Raw genomic sequence first — 25,318 nt, 5'->3', positions numbered from 1 at the left:
TATGCGCGGTCGGGAGACTCGCATGGCTCCGTTATGCGGCTTCGTGGTCCTTCCGGCTCCTGAACTTCTGGAGTCGCCTCACATGGCCGATCTGTTTTTCCTGGCGCTGGGCGGAGGGGCCTTCGTGCTCTTCGCCGTCCTCGCCTCAGCCCTGCGGAGGGTGTGACGATGATCGCCCTTCTCTGGGGAGCCGGGGCCGTCGTGGTCGCCGTCTACATGATCGCGGCGCTCGTGCGCCCCGAGCGGTTCTGAAGGAGCCGCCGAAATGAACATCCAAGGCTGGGCGGAAATCGCCCTGACCCTCGGTCTGTCGGTGCTGCTGGCCTGGCCGATCGGGATCTATCTGTCGCGCGTCTGGAACGGTGAACGCACCTGGCTCGACCCGGTGCTGAAGCCCGTCGAAGGCGTCTTCTACAAGGCTTCGGGCATCGACCCGAAACGCAGCCAGGGCTGGGTCGGCTATGCCGGCGCCCTGATCGCCTTCAACGCCGTGGGCTTCTTCCTGCTGTTCGCCATCCTGCGTCTGCAAGGCGTCCTGCCGCTGAACCCGCAGGGTTTCGCGGGGATGTCGCCGCACCTGGCGTTCAACACCGCCGTCAGCTTCGTCACCAACACCAACTGGCAGTCCTACGGCGGCGAAAGCACCGCCTCGACCTTCAGTCAGATGGTCGGGTTCACGACCCAGAACTTCCTGTCCGCCGCCACCGGCGCGACTATCGCGGCCGCGCTGGCGCGGGCCTTCGTCGCCAATCGCGGAGAGGGGGTCGGCAATTTCTGGGCCGATCTGACGCGGACCACGCTTTACGTCCTGCTGCCGCTGTCGATCCTGCTGGCCATGGTGCTGGCCGGCCTCGGGGTGGTGCAGAGCCTGGCCGCATCGGCGACCGCGACCGGCCTCGAAGGCGGATCGCAGACGATCTCGCTGTTCCCGGCCGCGAGCCAGGAAGCGATCAAACAACTGGGCATCAACGGCGGCGGCGTCTTCAACGCGAACTCGGCGCACCCGTTCGAGAACCCGTCGCCCCTGACCAACCTGATCACCTCGGTCGGGATCAACGTGCTGGGCTGGGCGGCCTTCTTCGCCTTCGGCCGCAGCGTCCTGGCGAGGAAGGATGTGCGCGCCCTTGTCGCCGCCGCCTTCGTCCTGCTCGCGACCTGCACCGCCGGCATGTATCTGGCCGAGACCCAGCCGGCGCCTGCGCTCGTCGCCGCCGGCATCGAACAGCCGGTCAACATGGAGGGCAAGGAGACCCGCTTCGGCGTGCCGTCCTCGGTCGCCTGGGCGGGCCCGACGACCGGCGCCTCGAACGGCTCGGTGAACTCGATGCACGGCAGCTACATGCCGCTGTCGGGCGGGATCCAGATGTTCCTGATGCAACTGGGCGAGATCCTGCCCGGCGGGATCGGCTCGGGCATCGCGATCATGGTCGTCATGGCCATGCTGGCGGTCTTCGTGGCCGGCCTGATGGTCGGCCGCACGCCCGAGTATCTCGGCAAGAAGATCGAGGCGCGCGAGATCCAGTACGCCATGATCGCGGTGCTGGTCCTGCCGCTGGCCATCCTCGGCTTCACGGCGATCGCCGCCGTCTTCCCGACCGCCATGGAAGGCCTGCTGAACCATGGGCCGCACGGCCTGTCCGAGATGCTCTACGCCTACACCTCGGCGGCGGCGAACAACGGCTCGGCCTTCGCAGGGCTGACCGCCAACGCGCCCTGGTGGAACACGACGCTCGGCATCGGCATGCTCATGGGCCGGTTCGTGCCGGCCGTCGCGGTTCTCGCCATCGCCGGGTCACTCGTCGTCAAGCCGAAGCTGGCCCCCTCGACCGGCACCCTGCCGACCGACGGCCTGCAGTTCATCGGCCTGTTGATCGGCGTCATCCTCATCCTGGGCGGGTTGCAGTTCTTCCCGGCCCTCGCCCTCGGACCCATCGTCGAGCACTTCCAGATGCTCGGCGGGGTCCAGTGATCGGACACCTGACATGACCTTCGCAAACCCCGAGGTCGGCGAAAGCCGGCCCTCGACGTCCAAACTGGGCGGCGGCCTGACCGGCGCCATGCTCGGCCGCGCGCTCGGCGACGCCTTCGTCAAGCTGAACCCGCGCCATCTGCTCCGGAACCCGGTCATCTTCGTCACCTGGATCGTCGCGCTGCTGGCGACGGTCTCGGCGGCGGGAGCGATCGCCTCGGGCCAGTCGGCGGGCTTCGCCATCCAGCTGGCCCTGTGGCTCTGGGCCACGGTCCTGTTCGCCAATATCGCCGAAAGCGTCGCCGAAGGGCGGGGCAAGGCGGCGGCGGACAGCCTGCGGGCTACACGGGTCACAACACCCGCCAAGCTGATCGATCCGGCGACCGGCGCGGTCTCACAGATGCCGGCGGGAGAGCTGACGGTCGGCTCGATCGTCCTGGTCGAGGCGGGGGATGTCATCCCCTCCGACGGCGAGATCGTCGAGGGCGTGGCCTCGGTCAACGAGGCCGCCATCACCGGCGAGAGCGCACCGGTCATTCGTGAATCCGGCGGCGATCGCTCGGCCGTCACCGGCGGCACCACGGTCGTGTCCGACTGGCTGAAGATCCGCATCACCTCGGCCCCCGGCTCGACCTTCCTCGACCGCATGATCGCCATGGTCGAGGGCGCGAACCGCAGGAAGACGCCGAACGAGCTGGCGCTGTCGGTGCTGCTGGCCGGCCTGACCCTTGTCTTCCTGATCGCGGTCGTGACGCTGCTGGGCCTCGGCGCCTATTCGGGCGTGAAGCTGGATCCCATCGTGCTGGGCGCCCTGTTCATCACCCTGATCCCCACGACCATCGGGGGTCTGCTGTCCGCCGTCGGCATCGCCGGCATGGACCGGTTGCTGAAGGTGAACGTGCTGGCCACCTCGGGCCGTGCGGTGGAGGCGGCAGGCGACGTCGACACCCTGCTGCTCGACAAGACCGGCACCATCACCTTCGGCAACCGCATGGCGACCGAGGTCATCCCCGTCGCCGGGGTCCGCGCCGATGCCGCCCTGCGCGCCGCCGTCATGGCCTCGCTGGCCGACGAGACGCCGGAGGGGCGCTCCATCGTCGAGCTCGGTCGCAACGCCGGCGTGGTCGCCGAACTGCCCGAGGGCGCCAAGGCCATCCCTTTCACCGCCGTCACGCGCCAGTCGGGCGTGGACGCCGGAGCCCTGTCGTGGCGGAAGGGGGCGGTCGACGCCGTCCTGAAGTCGCTCGAAAAGGGCGCCTCCGCCCCCGCCGAGTTCACCACCGCCGTGGATCGCATCGCCCGGTCGGGCGGCACGCCTCTGGCGGTGACCGAGAACGGCCGTCTGGTCGGGGTCATCCACCTGAAGGACGTCGTGAAGCCCGGGGTCAAGGCGCGCTTTGCCGAGCTTCGCGCCATGGGCCTGCGCACCGTGATGATCACCGGCGACAACCCCGTCACGGCCGCCGCCATCGCCTCGGAGGCTGGCGTCGACGACTACCTCGCCGAGGCGACGCCCGAGGACAAGATGCGCCTCATCAAGGCGGAACAGGCCAAGGGTCGTCTGGTCGCCATGTGCGGCGACGGCGCCAACGACGCTCCGGCGCTCGCCCAAGCCGATGTCGGCGTGGCCATGCAGACCGGCGCCCAGGCCGCGCGCGAGGCCGGCAACATGGTCGATCTCGACTCGGATCCGACCAAGGTCATCGAGATCGTCGAGGTCGGCAAACAGCTGTTGATCACCCGCGGCGCCCTGACGACGTTTAGCATCGCCAACGACGTGGCCAAGTATTTCGCCATCATCCCGGCGATGTTCGTTGTCGCCCTGCCGGCGCTCGGCGCGCTGAACGTCATGCAGCTGGGGTCGCCCGAGAGCGCCATCCTGTCGGCGGTGATCTTCAACGCCCTGGTCATCGTGGCCCTGATTCCGCTGGCCCTGCGCGGGGTGAAGTACCGGGCGGTCGGGGCGAGCAAGCTGCTGGGTCGCAACCTGCTGATCTACGGCCTCGGCGGGCTCGTCGCGCCCTTCGTCGGCATCAAGGCGATCGACCTGATCATCACGGGTCTGGGGCTGGCGTGACCCGATGCCCCCGCTCCGCAAATCCCCGCTGAAGGCGGCCGGCAAGAACGACGTCTGGTTCGCCCTCTTCTTCATCGCCGCGATCATCGTGGCCGCGCTGATTCCGCGCCATGACGACGCCGGCCAAACCGATCGACCGGCGCCGGTTCCGGCCGCCCAAATCAAGGAATAGACAATGGAAATCCAAACGCGTTTCGCCGTCGCGATGACGGCGCTTCTGGGCCTCGGCTCGATCACCTCCGAGGCCGCCGCACAGACGACCAGCCCGCAATGGTCCTTCAATGCCGCAGCGACGTCCGACTACGTCTTCCGGGGCGTCAGCCAGACGGAGGAGGACGTGGCTCTGTCGGCCGGCGCCGATGTCACCGTCGGCCAGTTCTATGCCGGCGGCTGGGCCTCGAACGTCAGCTTCCCGGGCGACGACGACACCGATGCCGAGATCGACCTGTACGGCGGTGTCCGCCCCGAGGTCGCCGGCTGGAACCTGGACATTGGCGTCGTGGGTTATTTCTACACCGGCCAGCCGGACGCGGCGGACTATGACTATGTGGAGCTGAAGGCCGCCGCCTCCCGCGCGGTCGGTCCGGCCACGGTCGGCGCCGCCGTCTACTGGTCGCCGGACTTCTTCGGCGCGGCGGAAGACGAGGCGACCTACGTCGAGGCCAACGCCGCCTTCAGCCCGGCCGACAAATGGACCGTAAGCGGCGCGCTCGGGCGCCAGTTCGTGTCCTCCGACTTCGACTACACGACGTGGAACGTCGGGGCGGCCTATCAGCTGACCTCCAACCTCGCCGCCGATGTCCGCTATCACGACACCGACGAACACGACTTCGGCGACATCTACGGCGAGCGCGCCGTGGTCTCGCTGAAGGCGGTCTTCTAGGGAGCGACACCGATGCTCAACCACCTTCGTCCCGCCGTCGTCATGATGGCCCTGTTCACCCTCTTGCTGGGGCTGGCCTATCCGCTGGCCATCACCGGTTTCGCGCAAGCGGCCTTCCCGGGTCAGGCCAACGGCAGCCTCGTTCGGGGCGCGGACGGCGTGATCCAGGGCTCGTCCCTGATCGGCCAGCCCTTCGCCGAGCCCGGCTATCTGCACCCAAGGCCTTCTGCGGCGGGCGACGGCTACAACGCCGCCGGCTCGTCCGGTTCGAACATGGGACCGCTGAATCCGGATCTCGCAGCGCGTGTCGCCGCCGACGCGGACGCCATCCGGATCGACACCGGCGCGACGGTCATCCCGGCCGATGCGGTGACGGCCTCGGGCTCGGGTCTCGACCCGGACATCAGCCCGGCCTATGCCCGTCTTCAGGCCGCGCGCGTCGCGACGGCCCGGGGTCTGACAGCCGAACAGGTGCAGCGCGTGATCGACGACCACACCCAGGGCCCCCTGCTCGGCTTCATCGGTCAACCGCGCGTGAATGTCCTGATGACCAACCGCGCCCTCGACGCTTTGGCCAAGTAGTTTGGCGGAGCCGCGCGCCAGCGACGATCTCCGGCCGGCTTCGCGAAAGCGGGGTCGGCTGAAGGTCTTTCTCGGCATGTCGCCCGGCGTGGGCAAGACCTACGACATGCTGCGCGCCGCCCGCAAACGGAAGGCGGAGGGGGACGACGTCCTCGTCGGTCTGGTCGAGACCCACGGCCGCAAGGAGACCGAGAGTCTGCTACGCGGTCTCGACGTGCTGGCTCGTAATCCGGTCGACTACAAGGGCCGCGCCCTGATGGAGTTCGACATCGACGGCGCGATCGCGAGGCGTCCAGCCCTGCTGCTGGTCGACGAGTACGCCCACTCCAACGCGCCCGGCTCGCGTCACCCCAAACGCTGGCAGGATGTCGAGGAGATCCTGAAGGCCGGGATCGATGTCTGGACGACGCTGAACGTCCAGCATCTGGAGAGCCTGTCCGACGTCGTCCTGCGCATCACCGGCGCCCGTCAGAGGGAGACGGTTCCCGACAGCGCCCTCGCCAAGGCCGACGACATCGAGGTGGTGGACATCACCCCCGATGAACTGCGCAAGCGTCTGGCCGAGGGCAAGGTCTACGTCCCCGAGACGGCGCGGCTGGCGTCGGAGAATTTCTTCAAGGTCGAGAATCTGACGGCGCTGCGGGAGCTGGCGCTGCGACGCGCCGCGGAGACGGTGGACGACCAGTTGCTGGTGCATCTGCGCGAGAAGGGGGTTCCGGGCCCGTGGGCGGCGGGGGCCCGCATCCTCGTCCTGATCGGCGGCGACGGCATGGCGGCGTCGCTGGTTCGAGCGGGGCGTCGACTGTCCGGCATGATGATGGACGCGCCCTGGACGGTCGCGACGGTCGACCGGGCCGCCGTCTCGGCCGAAGGCGCGGCCCGGCTCTCGGAGGCGCTCAAACTGGCGGAACAACTCGGCGCCCGCACCGTCACCTTGACCGGAGACGACGTCGTTCGAACCGTGATGGACCACGTCCAGCGCAATCACGTGACCCAGATCGTCGTCGGCAAGGGCCGTTCGAACCCCTGGCGCGACCTGTTCGGCCGGTCGCTCGCCGTCGCCCTCTTGCGCTCGTCCAGCGGCGCGGCGATCCATATCGTCACCGATGCCGGGGAGACCCAGCCGGTCCCGCCCAAGTCGGCGACCGTGTCGGCGCCGGCGGCCTGGCGCGGCTATGCGATCGGCGCCGGTTTCATCGGCGTGGCGACCCTCACGGCGCTCGGCCTGGACCAGTCGTTCGAGCGGGTCGATCTCGGCGTCATCTATCTGGCCGCCGTGGTCGCGGCGGGAGCGCTCTACGGCCTGCGCCCCGCCCTGACGGCGGCGACAGCGGCCTTCCTGATCTACAACTTCCTGTTCCTCCAGCCGCGCTACAGCTTCGCCATCGGCTCGCCCACCGATGTGCTGACCCTGGTCGTCTTCTGGGGCGTCGCCCTGCTGACCGGGATCCTGGCCGGGCGGGTCCGCGAACAGGCCGGACGGACCCAGCGCCGCGCGGCCGCCGTCTCCGCCCTGCTCGGCGCCAGCGAGGCTCTGGCCGGGGCCGAAGACCGTGAGGCGACGGCGAAGGTGCTCGCCGAACAGGCCGCGGAGGCCGCCAGCGCAAAGGCCGTGGTGTTGCTGCCGCACGGTGAGGACCTTGTCATCGCCGCGGGCGCGCCCGAGATCCCGACCCTGGGCGCCGCCGCGATGGCCGCCGCGCGCTGGGCCTGGGAGCACGGCGAGGCGGCCGGCTTCGGGACCGGCACCCTGCCGCAGACCAGCTGGACCTTCCGCCCGCTACAGGGTGTGCGCGGCCGGGCGGGTGTCGCCGGGATCGAGGCGGACGCTCTCGCTCCCGGCTCGGACGAGGAACGGCTTGCACTGGCGCTGCTGGATCAGGGCGCCGTGGCCATCGAGCGGGCCGACCTCGCCAGCCAGTCCGTGGAGACCGAGACCCTGCGTCGCGCTGACCGCTTCCGGGCCGTGCTGATGAACTCGGTCAGCCACGACCTGCGAACGCCGCTGTCCACCGTTCTGGGGTCGGCCACGACCCTGATCGACTACGGCGAAGGCCTGTCGCCCGAGATCCGCGCCGACCTGCTGCTCAGCATCCGTGAGGAGGCCGAGCGGTTGAACCGCTATGTCGGCGACCTTCTGGACATGACCCGGCTGGAAGGCGGGGCGCTTCAGGTCCGGGCCGAATGGATCGACGTCCGCGACATCCTGAACGCCGCCGCCGAGCGCGTGTCCCGCCGCCTCGGCGACCGCACGGTCCGCCGCGACTTCCCCGCCGAGCTCAGCCTGGTCAAGGCCGACGACGGCCTGCTGGAGCAGGCGCTGGTGAACATCCTGGAGAACGCCATCGCCTATAGCCCCGACGGCTCGACGATCGAACTCGCCGCCTATGAGGACCGCGGCTCGGTCGTCATCTCGATCGAGGACGAGGGCAGGGGCATCCCGACCGAGGAACTGGAACGGGTCTTCGACAAGTTCCAGCGGATGGAGGAATCCACCGACCGGGCCAAGGGCGTGGGTCTGGGCCTCGCCATCGCCAAGGGGTTCGTCGAGGCCATGCAGGGCCGGATCGCGGCCGCCAGCCCGATCCACGACGGCGACGGAGAGCACCCCGGAACCCGCATCCTGATCCGCCTGCCCAAGGCCATCGTCACCCACCGCGAGTTGCTGTGATGTCTGCCCTGCGTCCGCAGATCCTCGTCATCGACGACGAGCCCCAGATCCACCGCTTCCTGTCGCCTGCGCTGGACGCCGCCGGCTATGACGCCCGTCGTGCCGACAGCGGTCAGGAGGGGTTGCGCGGCATCGCTTTGTGGAGTCCGGACGCCGTCGTGCTGGACCTCGGCCTGCCCGACATGGACGGCAAGGAGGTCCTGCGCCGCGCCCGCGAGTTCTACGAAGGTCCGATCATCGTCCTGTCCGCCCGCGACAAGGAGGCCGAGAAGATCGCGGCGCTGGACCTCGGCGCCAACGACTATGTCGAGAAGCCCTTCGGCGTCGGCGAACTGCTGGCCCGGATTCGCGCCGGTCTGCGGCAGGGGGCGCTGCGTCCGGTGGCGTCGGGCGTGGTCACGGCGGGCGAAGTCTCCATCGACCTGGACCGCCGCCTTGTCACGCGCGGTGAGGAGCGGCTGAAGCTGCGTCCAAAGGAATATGACGTCCTGGCCTATCTCGCCCGCAACGCGGGCAAGGTCGTCAGCCACACCGAGCTGCTGACCGCCATCTGGGGTCGGGCCCATGCGGACGACGTGCAGTATCTGCGGGTCGTGATCGGGCAACTTCGCCACAAGATCGAGGTCGATCCCGCACATCCGGCCCTGGTCCTGACCGAAGCCGGCGTCGGGTATCGGCTGGACGCCTGAGGTCTGCAGTGACTTTCCGCGGATGCGGGATCGGCGCCTGTGATGACTGTCGTCAGGCCGTCGCAAGAACGCCGCGGGTTCCGCGAACCTCGATCCGGCCGCCCAGCGCGGTCGATTGCGCCGCCAGACGCGCCAGGATGTCCGCGGCGTCCCGGTCTCCGGCCAAGGTCGGGAAGCCCCGCGTGGCCTGGTCTTCGGGGCCGTTCAACCCGACTTCGTTCAGGACGAGAGGGGTCAGCTCGACCCGGACGGGTCGGTCGCCGTCGATCGTGAGCGAGGCGATGACGCCCTGCCAGGCAGGCGGCGGATAGGCGCCCTGCGGCTTTTCGGTCTGGAAGATGAAGTTCCCGAGGCCGAAGAGCAGAGGGCGACCGCGGTGTGTCGCCATGCCCTGCAGAACGGGCGAGCCGTGGCCTGCGAAGACGGTCGCGCCTGCCTCGATGCAGCGTCTGGCGAAGGCCTGTTGCCAGGCGGGGACCTGACTGTTGTCCGGTTCCCAGTCGTGGTTGTGATGGCAGGCGATCACGGCGGTCGAGGTGGATGCGGCCTGTCGGATGGCCGCGAGGATCCGCGCCTCGTCCTCCGCAAGGGGGGCGCCTGACGCATCGCGCCGCAACTCGTTGACGCCCGGGTGGCCGGGCGCAGCGGCTCCGCCCGGACGAACCTTGCCCGTGGCGAACCCGACCGCGGAGACCTTGCCGGCGGCGGTTTCGACGGTGGCGGGGGCAGTGGCGCGCCTCAGGTCCGCGCCGCTGCCCGTCGTGCGAAGACCGGCCGCCTCGATAGCGTCGAGCGTGTCCAGAATGCCTCCGCTTCCGAGATCGAAGGCGTGGTTGTTCGCCGTCGTCAGCAGGTCGACGCCCGCGCCCTTCAGGGTTTCAAGAATGTCCGGCCGCGCCGCGTGCAGGGTCAGCAGCTCCCTTGTAGGGGCCTCGGCGCGGGGACCCCGGATGACGGTCTCCAGATTGGTGAAGACGGCGTCGGCCCCCTCCAGCACCCCGACCACGCCGGCCCGTCCGGGCCAGTCGGCGGGTGTGGGCGCGTGTTCGATCAGGGCCTGGCCCAGAAGGTCGATACGCAGGCCCTCGGCGCCCGGCGCGGCCGCGCACGCCGACAGCGTCGCCATTGCGCCGAGACCCCGGACGAGTTGTCGCCGATCCATCATCCTGTACGCCTCCGGACCCGACCATACGTTTCGAAGATCGCTGGCTCATAGACCATGCGTCCAGCGCATGACGTGATACGAAATCGCCATATTGTTGCGAACGCGGCGGACCCGCTGCGACTGTTCCGTCCAAGGGGGCCGATCCGCGATCAAGGACCGGCAAGGACAAGGGGACCAAGACCATGGCGACGACGACTTCCATCCGGACTCTGTGTTTGACCGGCTCGGCGCTGGCCGCGCTGACGTTGGGCCTGCTGGCGTCGCCCGCAGCGGCGCAGACGCCGGCCGCGCCTCAGGACGAGACGTCGTCGGTCGACGAGATCGTCGTGACCGGATCGCGCATCCAGCGTCGCGATGCCGACTCGGTCGGACCGCTGCTGACGCTGACCGCCGAGGACATCAAGAACTCCGGCGCCGTGTCGGTCGGCGACCTGCTGCAGCGTCTGCCCTCCGCGGGCGTGAGCCTGAACAGCAACGGGACGCAGGGCACGTCCTACGGCGCGTCCTCGATCAACCTGCGCTACCTCGGCGGCGCCGAAGGCAGCGGCAACCGGGTGCTGGTCCTGGTCGACGGGCACCGCTGGGTCGACGGCGTGGGCCAGCGCGGCTTCCGCGACTTCGTCGATCTGAACACCATTCCGCTGGGGATGATCGACGGGATCGAGGTGCTGAAGGACGGCGCCTCGGCCATCTACGGCGCCGACGCCATCGCGGGGGTGGTCAACATCCGCACTATCCGGGACTTCGACGGTCTGCGATTCAACACGCGCGCAGGGATCACCTCGGAGGGCGACGGCCAGCAGTACTCGGCCGTGGCCAACTGGGGGCGCCGGTTCGACCGCAGTTCGGTAGTCCTTTCGGCCAGCTATGCGCGTGAGGACGAGATCCTGACGTCGGACCGCGATCTGACGGCGCTGAGCCTGGTTCCCCTGACCGCGCCCGGCACCAGCCCGCGCGGTCTGTTCATTCTGCCCGGCCTGTCGAACAACGCCTATTTCGGCACGCCGACCGGGTTCGCGACGGCGGCGACGCCGGTGACCCAGATCGCTCTGGGCAACTATGGCGCTGGAAATCTGGCGGACAACAGCTTCCGCACCGCGACCCTGCCGGAGGATTTCTACAACACCCAGGCCCAGGGCATCTATTCGGCGGGACCGAGCGAGCGCTACGGCCTGTACGGTCGCTTCCGCGCCGACCTGTCGGATAACGTCTCGTTCCACCTCGAGGGGCTCTACAACCGGCGTCAGTCGAACCAGCTGTTTTCGCCGGTGCTGCTGGATATCGGCGGCACGGCCGGGACGATCCGGGGCTATTCCCTGGCCAACAACCATCCGTTCAACCCGTTCGGCACGGCCAACGGGGTCCCGGTCGCCAGCGCCCTGACCTTTGCGGCCAACTCCGCCTGGCGGGTGCGCAAGGTGATGACGGACGTCGGCAATCGCGACAACGTCCAGGACGTTGAAACCTGGCGCATCGGCGCCGGGGCGGAGGGCACGTTCAGCGGCTTCGGCCGGGACTGGTCGTGGGACCTGACCGGCAGCTGGTCGAAGAACGAGATCCAGTCCTCGGCCCTGAACGGGGTCAACTACGAGCGGCTGTTCCAGGGGCTGGGCAATCCGGCGACATGTTTGGCGTCCGCGGGATGCGTGCCGATCAACCTGTTCGGGCCGATGACGGCCGACATGGCGAACTACATCCGCTTCACCACGCGGGAGTCCAACTCCACCGAGCTGTTCGACCTGACCTACAACATCACCGGCGAACTGTTCCAGCTGCCGGCCGGGCCGCTGTCGGTGGCGGCGGGCTACGAGTATCGCCAGAACAAGGCGACCGACACGCCGGACGTCTATGCCAACTCGACGCCGGTCTTCCTGTCCAGCGCCTATACGACCACGACGGCCCAGACGCGGGTGCCGACGGTCGGCGAGTACAATCTGCACGAAGGCTATGTGGAGTTCGCCATCCCGCTGCTGGCCGACATGCCGCTGGCCCACAGCCTCGATCTGAGCCTCGCGGCCCGCTATTCGAACTATGACACCGTGGGCGACGCGACGACGATCAAGGCGGGCGTGGGCTGGCGGCCGGTCGAGCAACTGCTGCTGCGCGGGACCTATTCCCAAGGCTTCCGGGCGCCGTCGATCCTGGAGCTGTTCCAGGGCGGGCGCGAGGTCAGCGTCCAGGCGATCGATCCCTGCAACGGCGGCGCGGCGGCCCACCCGACCCTGCCGGGCTGCGCGGGTATTCCGACGAACTACAACCAGGCCAACTTCAATCTGAACGGCCTGATCCCGGGCGTGACCTCGGGCAACCGCAACCTCGAGCCTGAAACGGCCGACACCTACAGCGCCGGTTTCGCCTTCCAGCCGGAGGCCATTCCCGGCTTCACGCTGACGGTCGACTGGTACGACATCAAGATCAAGGACGCGATCGCGGCCCAGGCGGCGGCGCAGATCCTCGGCCTGTGCGCGGCGCGCGGCGGGGTCTATTGCGAGCTGGTGACCCGCGACGCCTCCACGGGCGCGGTCACCCGCCTGACGCAGGGAGCGCAGAACCTGTCGGAGATCCGGACCTCGGGCGTCGACGCCACGGCGCGCTACGAGTTTGACACCAGCATCGGCCGGTTCGCCGCCGTGCTGGACGCCTCCTATCTGGACGAGTTCACGACGGTCAGCCCCGATCCGGCGGGCGGGGCGGACATTCTCGACGAACGCGCCGGAAAGGGCGACCGGGCGCGCTCGACCTATCCGCACTGGAAGGGTCAGAGCTCGCTGCGCTGGAGCAACGGCGACTGGAGCGCCCTCTGGCGCGGCCGCTACATCGGCGAGAGCACCGACGTCGTGAACACGGTCAAGGACGATGTGACCGACGCCATCTTCTACAACGACCTGGAGGCCAGCTACGCCTTCAACCTGTACGATGCGTCGGTGTCGGTCGGGGTGAACAACCTGTTCGACGAGCAGCCGCCGGCCTCCTATGCGAACGCCCCGATCAACTACGACATCTACACCTATGACGCCCGGGGTCGCAGCGCGTACGTTCGTGTTGGATTGCAGTTCTAGGACCCAGGTTCCGGCATGACGGACGTGAATGGCCCGGCCCCGATCGCGCGTCGGGGCTGGCTGGACCGGGTTGAACGGCTGGGCAACGCCCTGCCGGACCCGGTCTTCATCCTGGCGGGATGTATCGTGGTGCTGGTCATCGTGTCCGTCATCGCGGCGGGCGCGGGCTGGGGCGCCGTCAATCCGGTCACGGGCGAGCAGTTGGCGACACAGAGCCTGCTGTCGTCGGAGAACATCGCCAGACTGTTCGTCGACATGCCCGAGACCCTGACGCGGTTCCCGCCGCTGGGGCTGGTGCTGGTCGTCATGCTGGGGGCGGCGGTCGCCGAGCGGTCCGGGCTGTTCGCGGCGCTACTGGGCGGCGGCGTTAGGCGGTTGCCGACGCGGTTCCTGAGCCCGGCGGTCTTCATCATCGGCCTGTTTTCCCACCATGCGGCGGACGCGGCCTACGTCGTTCTGATCCCCTTGACGGCTCTGGTGTTCGCGAGGGCCGGGCGGCATCCGCTGGCGGGGGTGGCCATCGCCTACGCCGGCATCTCGGGCGCCTTCGCCGGCAACATCGTGCCCGGCCAGTTCGACCTGTTGATGCTGGGCATCACGGCGCCGGCCGCGCAACTGATCGACCCGGGCTATGGTGTCAATCCGCTGGGGAACTGGTGGTTCACCCTGGCGATCGGCGTCCTGTTCACCCCCATCGCCTGGTTCGTGACCGACCGGATCATCGAGCCGCGCCTCGGCAAATGGTCGGGCCAGCTTCCGGAGGGCGTGGCGGAGAACGACGACATGGGGGTGCTGAACGCACGCCAGCGGAAAGGCCTGATGCTGGCCGGTCTGGTCGCGGTGGCCATCGTGGGCCTGTTCGCCGCCCTGACGCTGTGGCCCGGAGCGCCGCTGATCGATGCGGAGGCCGTCGGGCCGAAGCGGCTGGCGCCCTTCTACGGAGCTCTGGTCGCAGCCTTCATGCTGTTGTTCCTCGGTTGTGGCTGGGCCTATGGCGCGGCGGCCGGGACGGTCCAGAGCCACCGCACCCTTGTGCGGATGATGGGGGAGGGGATGCGCGACATCGCCCCGTACATCGTGCTGGCCTTCTTCGCCGCCCACTTTGTCGCGATGTTCTCGTGGTCCAATCTGGGGCCGGTTCTGGCGGTCAAGGGCGCCGAGGCGCTGACGGCGCTGTCGATGCCCAAGCCCCTGTTGCTGGTGTCGCTACTGGGCATGTCGTCGGGACTGGATCTGGTCATCGGCTCTGCCTCGGCCAAGTGGAGCGCGATGGCGCCGGTCGTCGTGCCCATGATGATGCTGCTGGGCGTGTCGCCGGAGATGACCACGGCCGCCTACCGGATGGGCGACTCGATCTTCAACATCGTCACGCCGCTGGCCAGCAACTTCCCGCTGGTCCTGATCATCAGCCAGAGGTGGAAGCCCGACTTCGGCATCGGTTCGATGATCGCCCTGATGCTGCCCTTCAGCATCGCCTTCGGTCTGGCCGGGATCGCGCTGGTGACGCTGTGGGTGTCGCTGGCCCTGCCGGTGGGTCCGGGCGCGCCCGCGACCTATGCGCTGCCGCCCGCCGCCGTCGCCGCGCCGGCGATCCCATGAGCGCCGTTCCTGATTCCCGACCGGGCGAGGACATCGTCGTCCTGCGTGACGTCATGGTCCCGATGCGTGACGGGGTGCGTCTGGCCGCCGACATCTATCTGCCAGCGGGGGACGGTCCGTTCAGCGTCATTCTGGAGCGGACGCCCTACGACAAGCGGGGGACCAACCACGCCGACCGGACCGCCGTCGATCCGACCCCGCGTTCCAAGCCCGAGGTGGCGGCCGATTTCGCGCGCGCCGGATACGCCTATGTCCTGCAGGATTGCCGGGGGCGGTCGGCGTCAGAGGGCGTCTTCTCCAAATATCTGAACGAGGCCGACGACGGGTACGACACCCTGAGCTGGATCGCGGATCAGCCGTGGTGCGACGGGCGGATCGGCATGACGGGCCTGTCCTATTCCGCCCACGTGCAGGCGGCGGTCGCGTCGCTCGGCCATCCCGCGCTGGCGGCGATGTTCATGGATTCCGGCGGCTTTTCGAGCGGCTATCACAGCGGCATCCGGCAGGGCGGCGCCTTCGAGCTGAAGCAGCTGACCTGGGCCTACAAACACGCGCTGCAGGCCCCCGCGACGACCGCCGATCCGGCGCGACGCGCGGCGCTCGAGGCCGAGGATATCGGCGAGTGGGCGCGCGTGAACCCTTGGCGTCAGGGGCATTCGCCGCTCGAGGCGGCGCCGGAGTACGAGGACTTCGTCGTGCGCATGTGGGCGCGCGAGACCTTCGGCGACTTCTGGACCCAGCCCGACCTGTGCGCCTCCGCCCACTACGCGCGGTTCACCGACGCGCCGATGGTGTTCATGAGCAGCTGGTACGACCCCTATGCGCTTGCGGCGACCGAGAACTTCGCCGCGCTCAGCCGGATGAAGGCGGGGCCGGTGCGGCTGGTGATGGGACCGTGGACGCATGGTCAGCGGTCTGTGACCTTCGCCGGAGACGCCGACTTCGGGCCGGACGCCACGCTGGATGGCCATGTGGCGGACGACTATCTGCGCCTGCGGCTGGACTGGTTCGACCGCCATCTGCGCCAGAACGTGGAGGTCGCCGACCCGCTGCCGTCGCCGGTCAGGCTGTTCGTCATGGGCGGAGGCAGCGGGCGCCGGACGGCGCAGGGTCGCCTGGATCACGGCGGGCGCTGGCGCGACGAGGCGGACTGGCCGCCCCCGGCGGCCGAGGCGACGGCCTTCCACCTGTCGAGCGAAGGCGGGCTGTCGCGCGCCGTGCCGGCGACCGGCCAGCGCGCCTGGCGGCACGACCCGGCCAATCCCGTTCCCACGATCGGCGGAGCCATCGCCTCGGGCGCGCCCCTGATGGAGGCGGGCGGGTTCGACCAACGGGAGACCTTCGATCTCTATGGAGCGTCGGCGCCGGGGCGGGCGCTGGCGGAGCGCGACGATGTCATCTCGTTCGAGACCGAGGTCTTGGCCGAAGCCGTCGAGGTCACCGGTCCGGTTTCCGCGCGGCTGTGGATTTCGGCGAGCGCGCTGGACTGCGACGTCATGATCAAGCTGGTCGACGTCTATCCGCCCAATGAAGATTATCCCGACGGCTATGCGCTGAACTTGACCCATGGCGTGCTGCGCCTACGCTTCCGCGACGGGTTCGAGACCGCGCATCCGATGCGGCCGGGGGAAGTCTATGGCGTCGACATCAAGGCCTTCCCGACCTCCAACCTGTTCGCGGCCGGGCATCGGATCCGGCTGGATGTGTCGGCCAGCAACTTCCCGCATTTCGACGTCAATCCGGGCACGGGCGTTCCGGCAGGCGAGCCCTGCGACCCGGTCGTCGCCATCTGTTCGGTGCATTTCGGACCCGACACGCCGTCCCACTTCGTGCTGCCCATCCGTCCGGTCGCCTGAGGGCAGGCCATGACGCCGGACGCCGACGGCCGCCAGACGATCCGCCTGAGAGCGCTGCGGATCTTCCACGCGATCGTCCGGCTGGGCTCGGTGACGAGCGCCGCGCGGTCGCAGGACCTGAGTCAGCCGGCCGCGAGCCGGTTGCTGGCGCAGCTCGAGCGGGACGTGGGATTCGAGCTGTTCCACCGCGACCGGGGCCGGTTGATGCTGACCGCCGACGGCCTGCTTCTGCATCAGGAGGTGGAACGGGCGCTCGACAACGTCGACCGGGTGCAGTCGCTGGCCCGCGACATCTCTGACTTCCGCGTGGGTCACCTGCGCCTGGTCGCGCCGCCCAGCATCCTGGAAGCGATCCTGCCCGATATGATCCAGCGGTTTCTGGAGCAGTATCCGCAGGTGCATCTGTCGATCGACTCCCACGGGGTCGAGGTCGCCAAGGCGATGATCGCGTCGCGAGCGGTCAACGCGGGATTCGTCAAACTGCCCCACAACCGCGCGGACCTGAGGACCGAGACGGTGCTGGTCAGCGAGAGCGCCTGCGTCCTGCCGGCCAGCCATCCGCTGGCGGCGCAGGAGACCATCGCGGCGGCGGACATGCGCGGCGTGCCGCTGATCCTGCTGGGTCAGGGGCAGCGGTTCAGGGCCCAGGTCGAGGCGGCTTTCGCCGACGCGGGCGTGGTGCCGCGGGTCAAGGTGGAGACCCACACGATCGCCTCGGCCTGTGCGCTCGCGTCGCGCGGCGTTGGCGTGGCCATCGTCAACGAGCGGCTGGCGAAGCCCTATGTTCGCGACGGCGCGGTCCTGAGGCGATTCACGCCCGGCATTCGCCACGAGTACGGCTTCGCGACCTCCGCCAACTCCGGCCCGGATCGTCTCGCGGACGCGTTTCTGGGGGTCGTCAGGGCCAATCTGGCAAAGCAGGACTAGCGACACGGCGGACTGCTACGAGGGGTTGTGTCCGTCAGATCGTCGGGTGATCATCGACTTCAGCACTCGGGAGATGACATGCGTGGCCAGGTGACCACATTCGGAGAGGGCGCCGGCGGCGGGACCATCACCGGCGACAACGGCGAGATCTATAATTTCAGCGCCTCCTCGATCCGTTCGGCGCCACCGCTCGTCGCTGGACAGCGGGTCGATTTCATCGCCCACGAGGGCGTCGCGACCCAGGTCTATGCGCTCGACGGCCCGCCCGTCGGACAGGCCCCGGCCTCGCGCGACGGATCCGTCCACGGCGCCTTCGATCTGGGCCGGGTCATCCAGCGCACCTTCAATTCGATCAGCCAGAACGGCGTCACATTCCTGATCGGCTCGATACTGCTCGTGGGCGTTCCGAGCGTGGCGCAGGTCTATGGCCAGTCGCAACTTCTCGAAGGTCAGACCACGACGGCCCTCGCCATCGTCGGCGTCAGCTGGGTGTTCTGGATCGTCGGCGCCTATGTGCTGCAGGGCATGGTGGTGAAGGTCACCGTGGCCGGGTTCAACGGCAAGGCGATGAGCATCGGGGCGGCCTTCGAGGCGGGGATCAAGCTGTTCCTGCCGCTGCTGGGCCTCGGGATCGTGATCGGACTTGGCACGATGCTGGGCATGATCCTGCTGATCGTCCCCGGAATCATCCTGGCGGTGATGTGGTCGGTGGCGACCGGGGCGGTCGTCGTCGAAGGTCGCGGGGTTATGGAGAGCCTGCAACGGAGCCGTGACCTGACCCGGGGCCATCGCTGGCCGATTTTCGGTCTGGCGGTGATCCTGTTCGTGGCCTCGATGATCATCGGCGTTCTGGCCGGGGGCATCGGCGCGGCGTCGGGCGGAGGCTTCATGACCGGCTCGCCCAATCTGATCGTGAACATGCTGACGACGTCGCTCAGCAACATCCTGAGCGCCGTGCTTGGCGCGGCCGGGGCGGCGGCGCTGTACTACGAACTGCGCAGCGTGAAGGAGGGCGTGGGGCCCGAGCAGCTGGCGTCCGTCTTCGACTGAGGCCTGCGGTCAGACGTCGTGCTTGTCGCGACGTCTGACGCCCATCAGCAGACGCTGTTCCAGCCGTCCGCGCAGGGCGGCGTAGTAGGCGCTGAGGAAATCCTCGTCGCGGTCGTCGAAGCCGCGCTGCCACCCGATCTTCGTCGAGATGCGGGCGGCCACCGCCCGCATCGTGCCACGATCGCGCTGGCGCAGGACGGACTCGAGCACATGCAACTCCCTGGCGCCGTAGGCATCGAGCTGGGCGGGTTCGAAGACGAAGTGCGCCAGGCGCGCGGCGCCGTCATCGGCCATGTCGCGGGTCAGCTTGTGCCGGGGCGTGCGCACGACCCAGGTGCCGCCGACCAGGTCTCCGGCGCGCAGGCGATCCTTGTTGAACAGGGGGAAGAAGACGAAGACGCAGGCCCAGGCGAGGGCCAGCAGCCACATCCAGCCATCGGCGCCGCCCTGTTCCGCGCGACTGGCGAGGAGGGACAGGGGCAGGAAGACCTCCAGTTCCCGCAACGCATTGCGCGCGAAGACCGATTCCGCCCTCAGCCGTCCGCCGTCGCGTGACGCGACCCGCAGACCGAACATCCGCTTGCCCGGGGTCGCCGCCGCTGCCGACAGCTCGAACGCCGTGAAATAGAAGTTCCGCAGCACGAAGAAGATCAGCAGCCAGATCACGGCCATGACCTCGACGCCGGCGAAACCGCCTGCCGCCCCGGCCCCGATACTCATCAGGATCGCCGCAATGGTCAGGCCGACGAGCACGGCCATGATGATCGCCGCGTCGATCAGGAAGGCGGCGGCTCGCTGCCCGGCGTCGCCGATATTGAGGCGCAGGTCGACGCCTTCGGGCGTCACGAAGACGCGTTCGGTCGATTTGCCGATCGGCTCAGAGACCACGGAAGGCTCTCCCGCGGGGGCCGTAGAAATAGGCCCCCCAGATCAGGGCTGTGAAGGCCGCCACCGCGTAGCGGGCGCCGGTGTCGACGATGAGCTGACGGCCGAAACCTTCCAGCAGGCCGGCGACGAACAGCATGACGACCACCCCGCCCATGACGACGGCGGCCGTGCGTCCGGCGGCGACGGCGGCGTCCAGCCTCGACCGGTCGGCCGGGAAGGCGACGGCCCAGCCGATCTTCAGTCCCGCGGCCCCGGCGAGCGTCACCGCGAACAGTTCGGTGACGCCGTGGATCAGCAGCCAGCCGCCGATCTCGACGCCCAGTCCCCGGCTGGCGAACAGGGCGAAGAAGGCCCCCAGCATGGTTCCGTTGTAAAGCATCAGGAGCGCCGTCGGGACGCACAGGGAGAAGCCCAGCGCGAAGGCGAGGATCGCGACCTGGGCGTTATGGGTGAACAGATAGGCGGCGAACACCGACAGGCCGGCCTCCTCGTCCGCCCCGCTGAGGGTGGCGCGGAGGGTCTCGGTCGAGGCGGCGGGGTCGCGACCGCCCGCGAGGTCGGCAGGCACGAAGGCGTAGAACCAGTCGGGCTCGACGGAGACCAGCCAGGCGGCCACGACGGCGCCCAGCAGCATCAGGGCGCCCGAGACCAGGGTCTCGCGCCAAAGGCTCCGAACCGACGCCGGCCAGTCGTTGCTGAAGAAGCTGGCGAGCCGGTCCTGCAAGGTGGCTCGCGAGCCGTAGACGAAGAAGTATGCCCGCGCCGACAGGGTCTCGAGAAACTCGACCAGGCCCTGATCCAGAGAGGTCTCGCGTGCGACGGACAGGGCCGAGAGGGTCGAGCGATAAAGTACGGGGATGGCCAGGATCTCGTCGTCGGTCAGCTTCGCTGCCGAGCCCTTCTCGACCTTGTCCATCAGCCGTTCCAGACGCGCCCAGTCGGCCTCGCGCTCGCGGCGGAACCGCTGGCTGCGCAGGGTGTGGGGGGAGGGGACGTCCGTCACAGCAGATCCCTTCGCTTGAGGTCGAGATACGCGTTCAGCACGTCGGGCCCGATCCGGTCGGCGGGCGCCTCGACGATATGGACGCCCATGCGGCGCAGGCGGGTCAGGACCAGCTCACGCTCGCGCAACAGGCCGGCGGCCACCACGGACCGCGCCACATCCTCGGGTTCGACCGGTTCGGCGGCGATGAGGCTTTCGAGTTCATCGTCGCGCATGACGACGAACAGGACCAGGTGGCGACGCAGAAGCCGCCCGAGGGATTCGATCATCAGCTCGGCCGAGGTCGAGTCGGCGAAATCGGTGAACACCACCACCAGCGAGCGCCGTTTCAATCCGCTGGCGAGGGTCGCGAGGGCGAGGGTGTAGTTGGTCTCATGCGTCGAATAGTCGATGCGGCCGGCGATCGTCTGGAGCGTGCGCTGGGCGTTGAGACTCGAGAGCGGACCGGTGTTCACGCGGGCGACGGCATCGAAGGCGAACAGTCCGGCCCGGTCGCCGGAGCGGAGACAGGCGTAGCTCAGCAGAAGGGCCGCGTGGATGAACCGGTCCATGCGCGGCATGCCGCCGACAGGCTCGCAGGCGACCCGGCCGCAATCCAGGGCCATGATGACGTTGTGGTTGCGCTCGGTGTGGAACTCCTTGGCCAGGAGCGAGGCGTGGCGGGCGGACTGTTTCCAGTCGATGGCGCGACGATCGACGCCGGGCTGGTAGTCGGTCAGGGCCTGGAACTCAGAGCCTTCGCCGAGCTGCACCTGGGACTTGGCCCCGAACATGGCGTCGCGGGCGAACAGGCGTATCGCCTGATCCCGCACGGCCTGGATATCGGTCAGCACGGCGACCGGCAGGTTCAGCGCAAAGGCCTTCTGCTTGGTCGCGAGCCCAAGGGGGCCGATCCAGCGCACCCAGAGCGTCTCCAGATCGACCGTGCCGCGGCGTTCGGGTGTGAAGGGGAAGACGAACCCCGCGGCGCGGTCGTGCAGCGGCGTTCGCCGGGACTGGCCGGCGAGACCCAGCCGCATGTCGGCGGACACGGCGCCCTCGACCTCCCGCGGCCGCGGACCCCTGCCGTCGAAGCGCACGATCAGCTCGGCCGAGCCGGGACGCCCGACGGCGGCGTGCACGGCCGGAAGGGGTTCCAGCCGCAGGGCGGCGCGCGATCCGGCGCGCGCGGCGTCGATCGCCGTCAGGACGACGATGGCGAGGATCCACAACGGAGCGGCTTGCCAGCCCTGCGGCGTCAGCACGCCGAGCAGCAGGGCGGCGGGCGCGCCCGCCGCCATCAGCACGACCGCTCGCCGCGTCGGATAGATCACCGGGGCGCCGCCACCCGTTCGACCAGACCGGCCAGAACCTGATCGACCCGGCGACCCTCGATCTCGGCCGACGGCGACAGCACCAGACGGTGCCGCAGCGCCGGAACGGCCAGGGCCTTCACATCGTCGGGAATGACATAGTCGCGCCCGTCCAGCGCCGCGCGGGCGCGGGCGGCTGCGGCCAGCATGGCCCCAGCGCGGGGCGAGGCGCCGGTTTCGACATCGGCGGAATCCCGGGTCGCCCGGATCAGATCGGCGATATAGGCCACGACCTCGTCGGTCAGGCGGACGCCGGCCGTCGCCTCGACGGCCGCGTCGATCATGGCGCCGTCGGCGACGACCCCGACGCCGAGGGCGACCGGGTCCATCTGTCCGGTGCGGGCGCCCTGGGCGGCGATGATGGCGCGCTCCTGTTCTAGGGTCGGATAGGCCAGCACGTGTTTGAACAGGAAGCGGTCCAGCTGGGCCTCCGGAAGGGGATAGGTGCCCTGCTGTTCGATCGGGTTCTGGGTCGCGACCACGATGAAGCGGCTGCCGAGCGCGTGCGGCTGGCCGTCGATGGTGATCTGGCGTTCCTGCATCGCCTCCAGAAGGGCGGCCTGGGTCTTGGGCGGGGTGCGGTTGATCTCGTCGGCCAGAAGCAGTTCGCAGAAGATCGGCCCCCGCGTCAGGGTGAAGCTGGAGGTCTGGAAGTTGAACAGGTTCGACCCGATGATGTCGCCCGGCATCAGGTCGGGCGTGAACTGGATGCGGCCATAGTCGAGGCCGACGCTGCGCGCGAAACTGTGAGCCAGCAGGGTCTTGGCCGTGCCCGGGGGGCCTTCCAGCAACACGTGGCCGCCCGCCATCAGGGCGGTCAGCAGCAGGTCGATCGCGCCGTCCTGCCCGATCACCGCCTTGCCGATCTCGGCGCGGATGCGCTCTGCGACGGTCTTCACCTCATTGACGTGCACGGGTCATCTCCTGGGTCCAGCGGTGGAGGTCGCGGGCGACGCGGATCAGGTCGCCGGGGGTCTTTGCGGCCCGGGCGCTCTCGGCCAGGGCTGTGTAGGGACGGGTCGCGCCGGCGACGGCGCCGACCCGGTCGAGGAAGGCGTCCAGATCCTCGCCCGTCAGGGTGCGCGGCGCGCCGATGGCGCGGACGACGGCGGCCCTGACCAGCAGGGCGTAGGGTTTGCCCATGTGATGCTCGCGGCCGGCCATGCGGACGAGGGCGGCGGTGTTGTCCGCCAGGGCGCGCTTGCCGAGGGCGACTGCACGGCGGTTCTGTCGCGCCGGGCCGTAGCGCACCACCGCCTGCCAGCCGGCGAAGATGATCAGCGCCGCCAGGACCAGGGTCATGCCCAGCAGGGGCGGCTCCAGCAGCAGCCGTCCCAGGTTGCGCGTGCGCTGGAAGCCGTGGAGCGTCAGGTCGAACACAACCGGCGTACCCGGCATGCGCAGGGTGTTCAGCAAAGCCACGGCAGTGCGGGCGCCGGCGAGGGATTTGAGGCCTTGGGTGTTCAGCAGGTCCGCGTCGGCCAGCACATAGAGGCCGGTCTCGCTATGGGCGGCCAACACCGTCGCGCCCTCGGCGTCGATGATGACCGGGATCCATTGGGGGCCTGCTATCCTGCGGTAGGTGTCGATGACGACCGGCTCCGCGTTAAGGGTCTCGTCGGCCCCGAGGCGCAAGGAGACTGTCCGTCGACCTGACAGATCGGAGAGGGTGGTGCCCGCACGCACCTCTTTCGGCAGGACCGCCAGCGCGTCCTTGGCGGAAACCACCCCGACCGTCGAGACCCAGCCCCGGTGGTCGGGCAGGGCCGCGGAGTTCCACTTGGGCAAAACGACCATGATCGATCCGTCGTGCCGGATGTCCTCAAGGCGTTCGGGTGGCGTTCCGACCGGAGGCGTCAGGACCAGCAGACTATCGACCGCGCCGTGGCCGAGCGAACCCCGGCTGAGCACCACCGGCGTTCCGGTCGCCCTCAGCAGGCGGGGCAGGGCGGCGTAGCCGACCGAGGATCTGGACAGGGCATGGCCGCCGCCGTCATCGCCCGACTTCAGCTCCGGAGCGTAGGCGGACAGAACCCCGAGGCCGGCAAGGGCGACGACCCCGACCACCAGGATCGCGACCATGGTCAGGGGCGAAAATGCGCCGGATCCCGCTTTCGAAAGGCTCATGCTCGCCACCCCGCAGGCAGGGCGAAGTCTTCATAGGCGCGTCGGCAATCGGCAAAATCCCGGGCGTCGACCGGACGTCCGCCAAAGAGGCTGCGTTCCACGACCCGGCCAATATGCGCGAAGGCTGGTCGCGCGGCCTCGGGCAGCGACGCCGTCGTCGCGATCTCGCGCGTCGTCAGCGACGCCTTGATGGCGCGCGGTTTGCGCTTCTCGATGTCCTCGACGCTGCGCATCAGCAGCAGGTGGGCGGCCTCGGCATAGCGCCCCTCGGACGCGAGGGCGTCGGCGTCGGCCAGCAGGTTTCGCGCGGCCGCTTCATCCGGTCGCCAGTCGGGCTCCGTCGCGGCGACGGCGCTCTCGGCCTTCGGGCGTGGCAGGCGAAGTCGGAGAAGCTCCCGGACGATGAACCAGGCGATCGTCGCGACGATGACGGCGAGCCCCGCCCAGAAGACGACCTTGAGGAGCGGCGCCATCGCCTGCAGGGCGTCCCCGATCCAGTGCAGCCAGCCCGGGACTTCAGGCGGCGTGAAACCGGTCCGGTCGAATTGCAGGCGATCGTCGGCGAGGAGTTTCGAATGCGCCTGCGCCAGGGCGTCGTCCGCCGAACCGGTCGTCTGCTGCACGGGCGGGCGGGCGTTCAAAGGCACGATCAAGCCATAGCGGCAGGATGCAGGGCGTCAACCTCAGGCTGAAAATGGCGCCGGGTCATCGGCGGCCCACCGCGACGTCACTGTCAACGGGGTTTGAGGCCATTCAGCAGGACATCGACAAGGAAGGTGTTGAACCGGGCCATCAGCTCATCCCTGTCCGTGCCGGGCGGCAGCAAGGGCGTGATCACCGGATCCGCCGACACGAAGAAGTCGCTGGCTCCGAGGATGATCACGTGGAGAAACAAGGGGTCGACGGCGCGGAGCGTTTCGCCCCCATCCGCCTCAAGCAGTTCGCGATAGAACTCGACCAGATCGGCGTTCATGTCGCGGGTTCGCGCCCGCGTCTCGTCCGTGCCGCCGGCGTTGAGTTCCTCGACCATCAGCCGGTGCATGAAGGGCGCCGACCGGACGAGCGCGATGGTCTTGCGGATGTGTTCGATCAGGGCGGCCTGCGGCTCCAGCGTCCTTGCGCCGGCGTGAGGCTTGTTGGCCGTCACGCGTCCGGCGACCGCCATCAACAGACGGGTCCGGTCACCGAAATAGTAGCGGATGAGCGCCGGATCGACGCCCGCCTCCTGAGCGATCCGCGCGATGGTCACCCGGGCAGGCGGCAGTGTCTTGAGCAGTGACTCGGCCGCCGCCAATATGCGATCGCCCCCGACGTCGTTGTCGCCGGCGGGTCGACCCTTGCTGCGCTTTACGGGAGGGCGGGCTGCCTGAGCTGTGGTCATGTCCATGGATTACCAGCCTTTCCAACAGGTGCAACGCAGC

Annotated in this window: 22 protein-coding genes; 14 read left to right on the top strand and 8 right to left on the bottom strand. The window is 69.0% G+C overall.

The window, feature by feature from the left end; all coding sequences use genetic code 11:
- Nucleotides 1-22 precede the first annotated feature (22 nt).
- The 9 genes from ACQY68_RS12850 (at nucleotide 23) to ACQY68_RS12810 (ending at nucleotide 8,871) form a co-directional block, all read left to right on the top strand.
- Nucleotides 23-166 (top strand): hypothetical protein, encoded by a 144-nt coding sequence (locus ACQY68_RS12850; protein ID WP_428149831.1) that lies wholly within the window; start codon nucleotides 23-25, stop codon nucleotides 164-166.
- Nucleotides 167-168: 2 nt separating this feature from the next.
- On the top strand, nucleotides 169-252 hold the full coding sequence (locus tag ACQY68_RS12845) for a potassium-transporting ATPase subunit F (protein WP_428152660.1): 84 nt from the start codon (nucleotides 169-171) through the stop codon (nucleotides 250-252).
- Between the two features lie 13 nt (nucleotides 253-265).
- Nucleotides 266-1,969: a potassium-transporting ATPase subunit KdpA gene (gene kdpA / locus ACQY68_RS12840; RefSeq protein ID WP_428149829.1), complete on the top strand. Its 1,704-nt coding sequence runs from the start codon at nucleotides 266-268 to the stop codon at nucleotides 1,967-1,969.
- Between the two features lie 13 nt (nucleotides 1,970-1,982).
- The gene (kdpB, locus tag ACQY68_RS12835; protein WP_428149828.1) at nucleotides 1,983-4,046 is read left to right on the top strand and encodes a potassium-transporting ATPase subunit KdpB; all 2,064 of its coding nucleotides are present in this window, start codon (nucleotides 1,983-1,985) and stop codon (nucleotides 4,044-4,046) included.
- A 4-nt stretch (nucleotides 4,047-4,050) separates the two neighbouring features.
- Entirely contained in the window at nucleotides 4,051-4,218 is a 168-nt protein-coding gene (locus tag ACQY68_RS12830; RefSeq protein WP_428149826.1) for a hypothetical protein, read from the top strand.
- Between the two features lie 3 nt (nucleotides 4,219-4,221).
- A complete protein-coding gene (locus ACQY68_RS12825) occupies nucleotides 4,222-4,929 on the top strand; it encodes a TorF family putative porin (protein ID WP_428149824.1) in 708 nt (235 codons plus the stop codon).
- 12 nt (nucleotides 4,930-4,941) lie between these two features.
- Nucleotides 4,942-5,511, top strand: a complete 570-nt coding sequence (kdpC, locus tag ACQY68_RS12820) for a potassium-transporting ATPase subunit KdpC (RefSeq protein WP_428149823.1) — start codon at nucleotides 4,942-4,944, stop codon at nucleotides 5,509-5,511.
- Nucleotides 5,512-5,587: 76 nt separating this feature from the next.
- The gene (locus ACQY68_RS12815) at nucleotides 5,588-8,182 is read left to right on the top strand and encodes a DUF4118 domain-containing protein (protein ID WP_428149821.1); all 2,595 of its coding nucleotides are present in this window, start codon (nucleotides 5,588-5,590) and stop codon (nucleotides 8,180-8,182) included.
- Nucleotides 8,182-8,871 carry a response regulator gene (locus tag ACQY68_RS12810; RefSeq protein ID WP_428149820.1) on the top strand — a complete coding sequence of 230 codons (690 nt, stop codon included), beginning with the start codon at nucleotides 8,182-8,184 and terminating at the stop codon, nucleotides 8,869-8,871. The genes ACQY68_RS12815 and ACQY68_RS12810 overlap by 1 nt, the downstream gene beginning before the upstream one ends.
- A 52-nt stretch (nucleotides 8,872-8,923) precedes the next feature.
- Here ACQY68_RS12810 and ACQY68_RS12805 read toward each other — a convergent pair whose 3' ends face one another.
- Nucleotides 8,924-10,033, bottom strand: coding sequence for a CapA family protein (locus tag ACQY68_RS12805; protein ID WP_428149819.1), 1,110 nt, complete (start codon nucleotides 10,031-10,033; stop codon nucleotides 8,924-8,926).
- A gap of 185 nt (nucleotides 10,034-10,218) precedes the next feature.
- On the opposite strand from ACQY68_RS12805, the gene ACQY68_RS12800 reads away from it, so the two are divergent.
- From ACQY68_RS12800 to ACQY68_RS12780, 5 genes are all read left to right on the top strand, one after another.
- Entirely contained in the window at nucleotides 10,219-13,095 is a 2,877-nt protein-coding gene (locus ACQY68_RS12800; protein ID WP_428149818.1) for a TonB-dependent receptor, read from the top strand.
- Between the two features lie 15 nt (nucleotides 13,096-13,110).
- Entirely contained in the window at nucleotides 13,111-14,694 is a 1,584-nt protein-coding gene (locus tag ACQY68_RS12795) for an AbgT family transporter (protein WP_428149816.1), read from the top strand.
- The gene (locus tag ACQY68_RS12790) at nucleotides 14,691-16,550 is read left to right on the top strand and encodes a CocE/NonD family hydrolase (RefSeq protein ID WP_428149814.1); all 1,860 of its coding nucleotides are present in this window, start codon (nucleotides 14,691-14,693) and stop codon (nucleotides 16,548-16,550) included. Before ACQY68_RS12795 ends, ACQY68_RS12790 begins: the two co-directional genes overlap by 4 nt.
- Before the next feature lie 9 nt (nucleotides 16,551-16,559).
- Entirely contained in the window at nucleotides 16,560-17,477 is a 918-nt protein-coding gene (locus tag ACQY68_RS12785; protein ID WP_428149812.1) for a LysR substrate-binding domain-containing protein, read from the top strand.
- Between the two features lie 78 nt (nucleotides 17,478-17,555).
- Nucleotides 17,556-18,527: a YciC family protein gene (locus ACQY68_RS12780; protein WP_428149810.1), complete on the top strand. Its 972-nt coding sequence runs from the start codon at nucleotides 17,556-17,558 to the stop codon at nucleotides 18,525-18,527.
- A 9-nt stretch (nucleotides 18,528-18,536) separates the two neighbouring features.
- On the opposite strand, the gene ACQY68_RS12775 is transcribed toward ACQY68_RS12780, so the two are convergent.
- The 7 genes from ACQY68_RS12775 to ACQY68_RS12745 all read right to left on the bottom strand — a co-directional run bounded on the left by ACQY68_RS12775 (nucleotide 18,537) and on the right by ACQY68_RS12745 (nucleotide 25,278).
- Nucleotides 18,537-19,415 (bottom strand): RDD family protein, encoded by an 879-nt coding sequence (locus tag ACQY68_RS12775; RefSeq protein ID WP_428149808.1) that lies wholly within the window; start codon nucleotides 19,413-19,415, stop codon nucleotides 18,537-18,539.
- Nucleotides 19,405-20,418, bottom strand: coding sequence for a stage II sporulation protein M (locus ACQY68_RS12770; protein ID WP_428149807.1), 1,014 nt, complete (start codon nucleotides 20,416-20,418; stop codon nucleotides 19,405-19,407). Before ACQY68_RS12770 ends, ACQY68_RS12775 begins: the two co-directional genes overlap by 11 nt.
- Nucleotides 20,415-21,731: a DUF58 domain-containing protein gene (locus tag ACQY68_RS12765; RefSeq protein WP_428149806.1), complete on the bottom strand. Its 1,317-nt coding sequence runs from the start codon at nucleotides 21,729-21,731 to the stop codon at nucleotides 20,415-20,417. Before ACQY68_RS12765 ends, ACQY68_RS12770 begins: the two co-directional genes overlap by 4 nt.
- Nucleotides 21,728-22,684, bottom strand: coding sequence for an AAA family ATPase (locus ACQY68_RS12760; protein ID WP_428149804.1), 957 nt, complete (start codon nucleotides 22,682-22,684; stop codon nucleotides 21,728-21,730). Before ACQY68_RS12760 ends, ACQY68_RS12765 begins: the two co-directional genes overlap by 4 nt.
- Nucleotides 22,671-23,897, bottom strand: coding sequence for a DUF4350 domain-containing protein (locus ACQY68_RS12755; RefSeq protein ID WP_428149803.1), 1,227 nt, complete (start codon nucleotides 23,895-23,897; stop codon nucleotides 22,671-22,673). Before ACQY68_RS12755 ends, ACQY68_RS12760 begins: the two co-directional genes overlap by 14 nt.
- Nucleotides 23,894-24,544 (bottom strand): DUF4129 domain-containing protein, encoded by a 651-nt coding sequence (locus ACQY68_RS12750; protein ID WP_428149802.1) that lies wholly within the window; start codon nucleotides 24,542-24,544, stop codon nucleotides 23,894-23,896. The genes ACQY68_RS12755 and ACQY68_RS12750 overlap by 4 nt, the downstream gene beginning before the upstream one ends.
- 86 nt (nucleotides 24,545-24,630) lie before the next feature.
- Nucleotides 24,631-25,278 carry a TetR/AcrR family transcriptional regulator gene (locus tag ACQY68_RS12745; protein WP_428149801.1) on the bottom strand — a complete coding sequence of 216 codons (648 nt, stop codon included), beginning with the start codon at nucleotides 25,276-25,278 and terminating at the stop codon, nucleotides 24,631-24,633.
- Nucleotides 25,279-25,318: the final 40 nt, after the last annotated feature.

Source organism: Brevundimonas sp., from assembly GCF_965278935.1.
GTDB lineage: Bacteria > Pseudomonadota > Alphaproteobacteria > Caulobacterales > Caulobacteraceae > Brevundimonas.
Note: the sequence above shows the minus strand (reverse complement) of the source record. Positions and strands in the feature narration are given on the sequence as shown.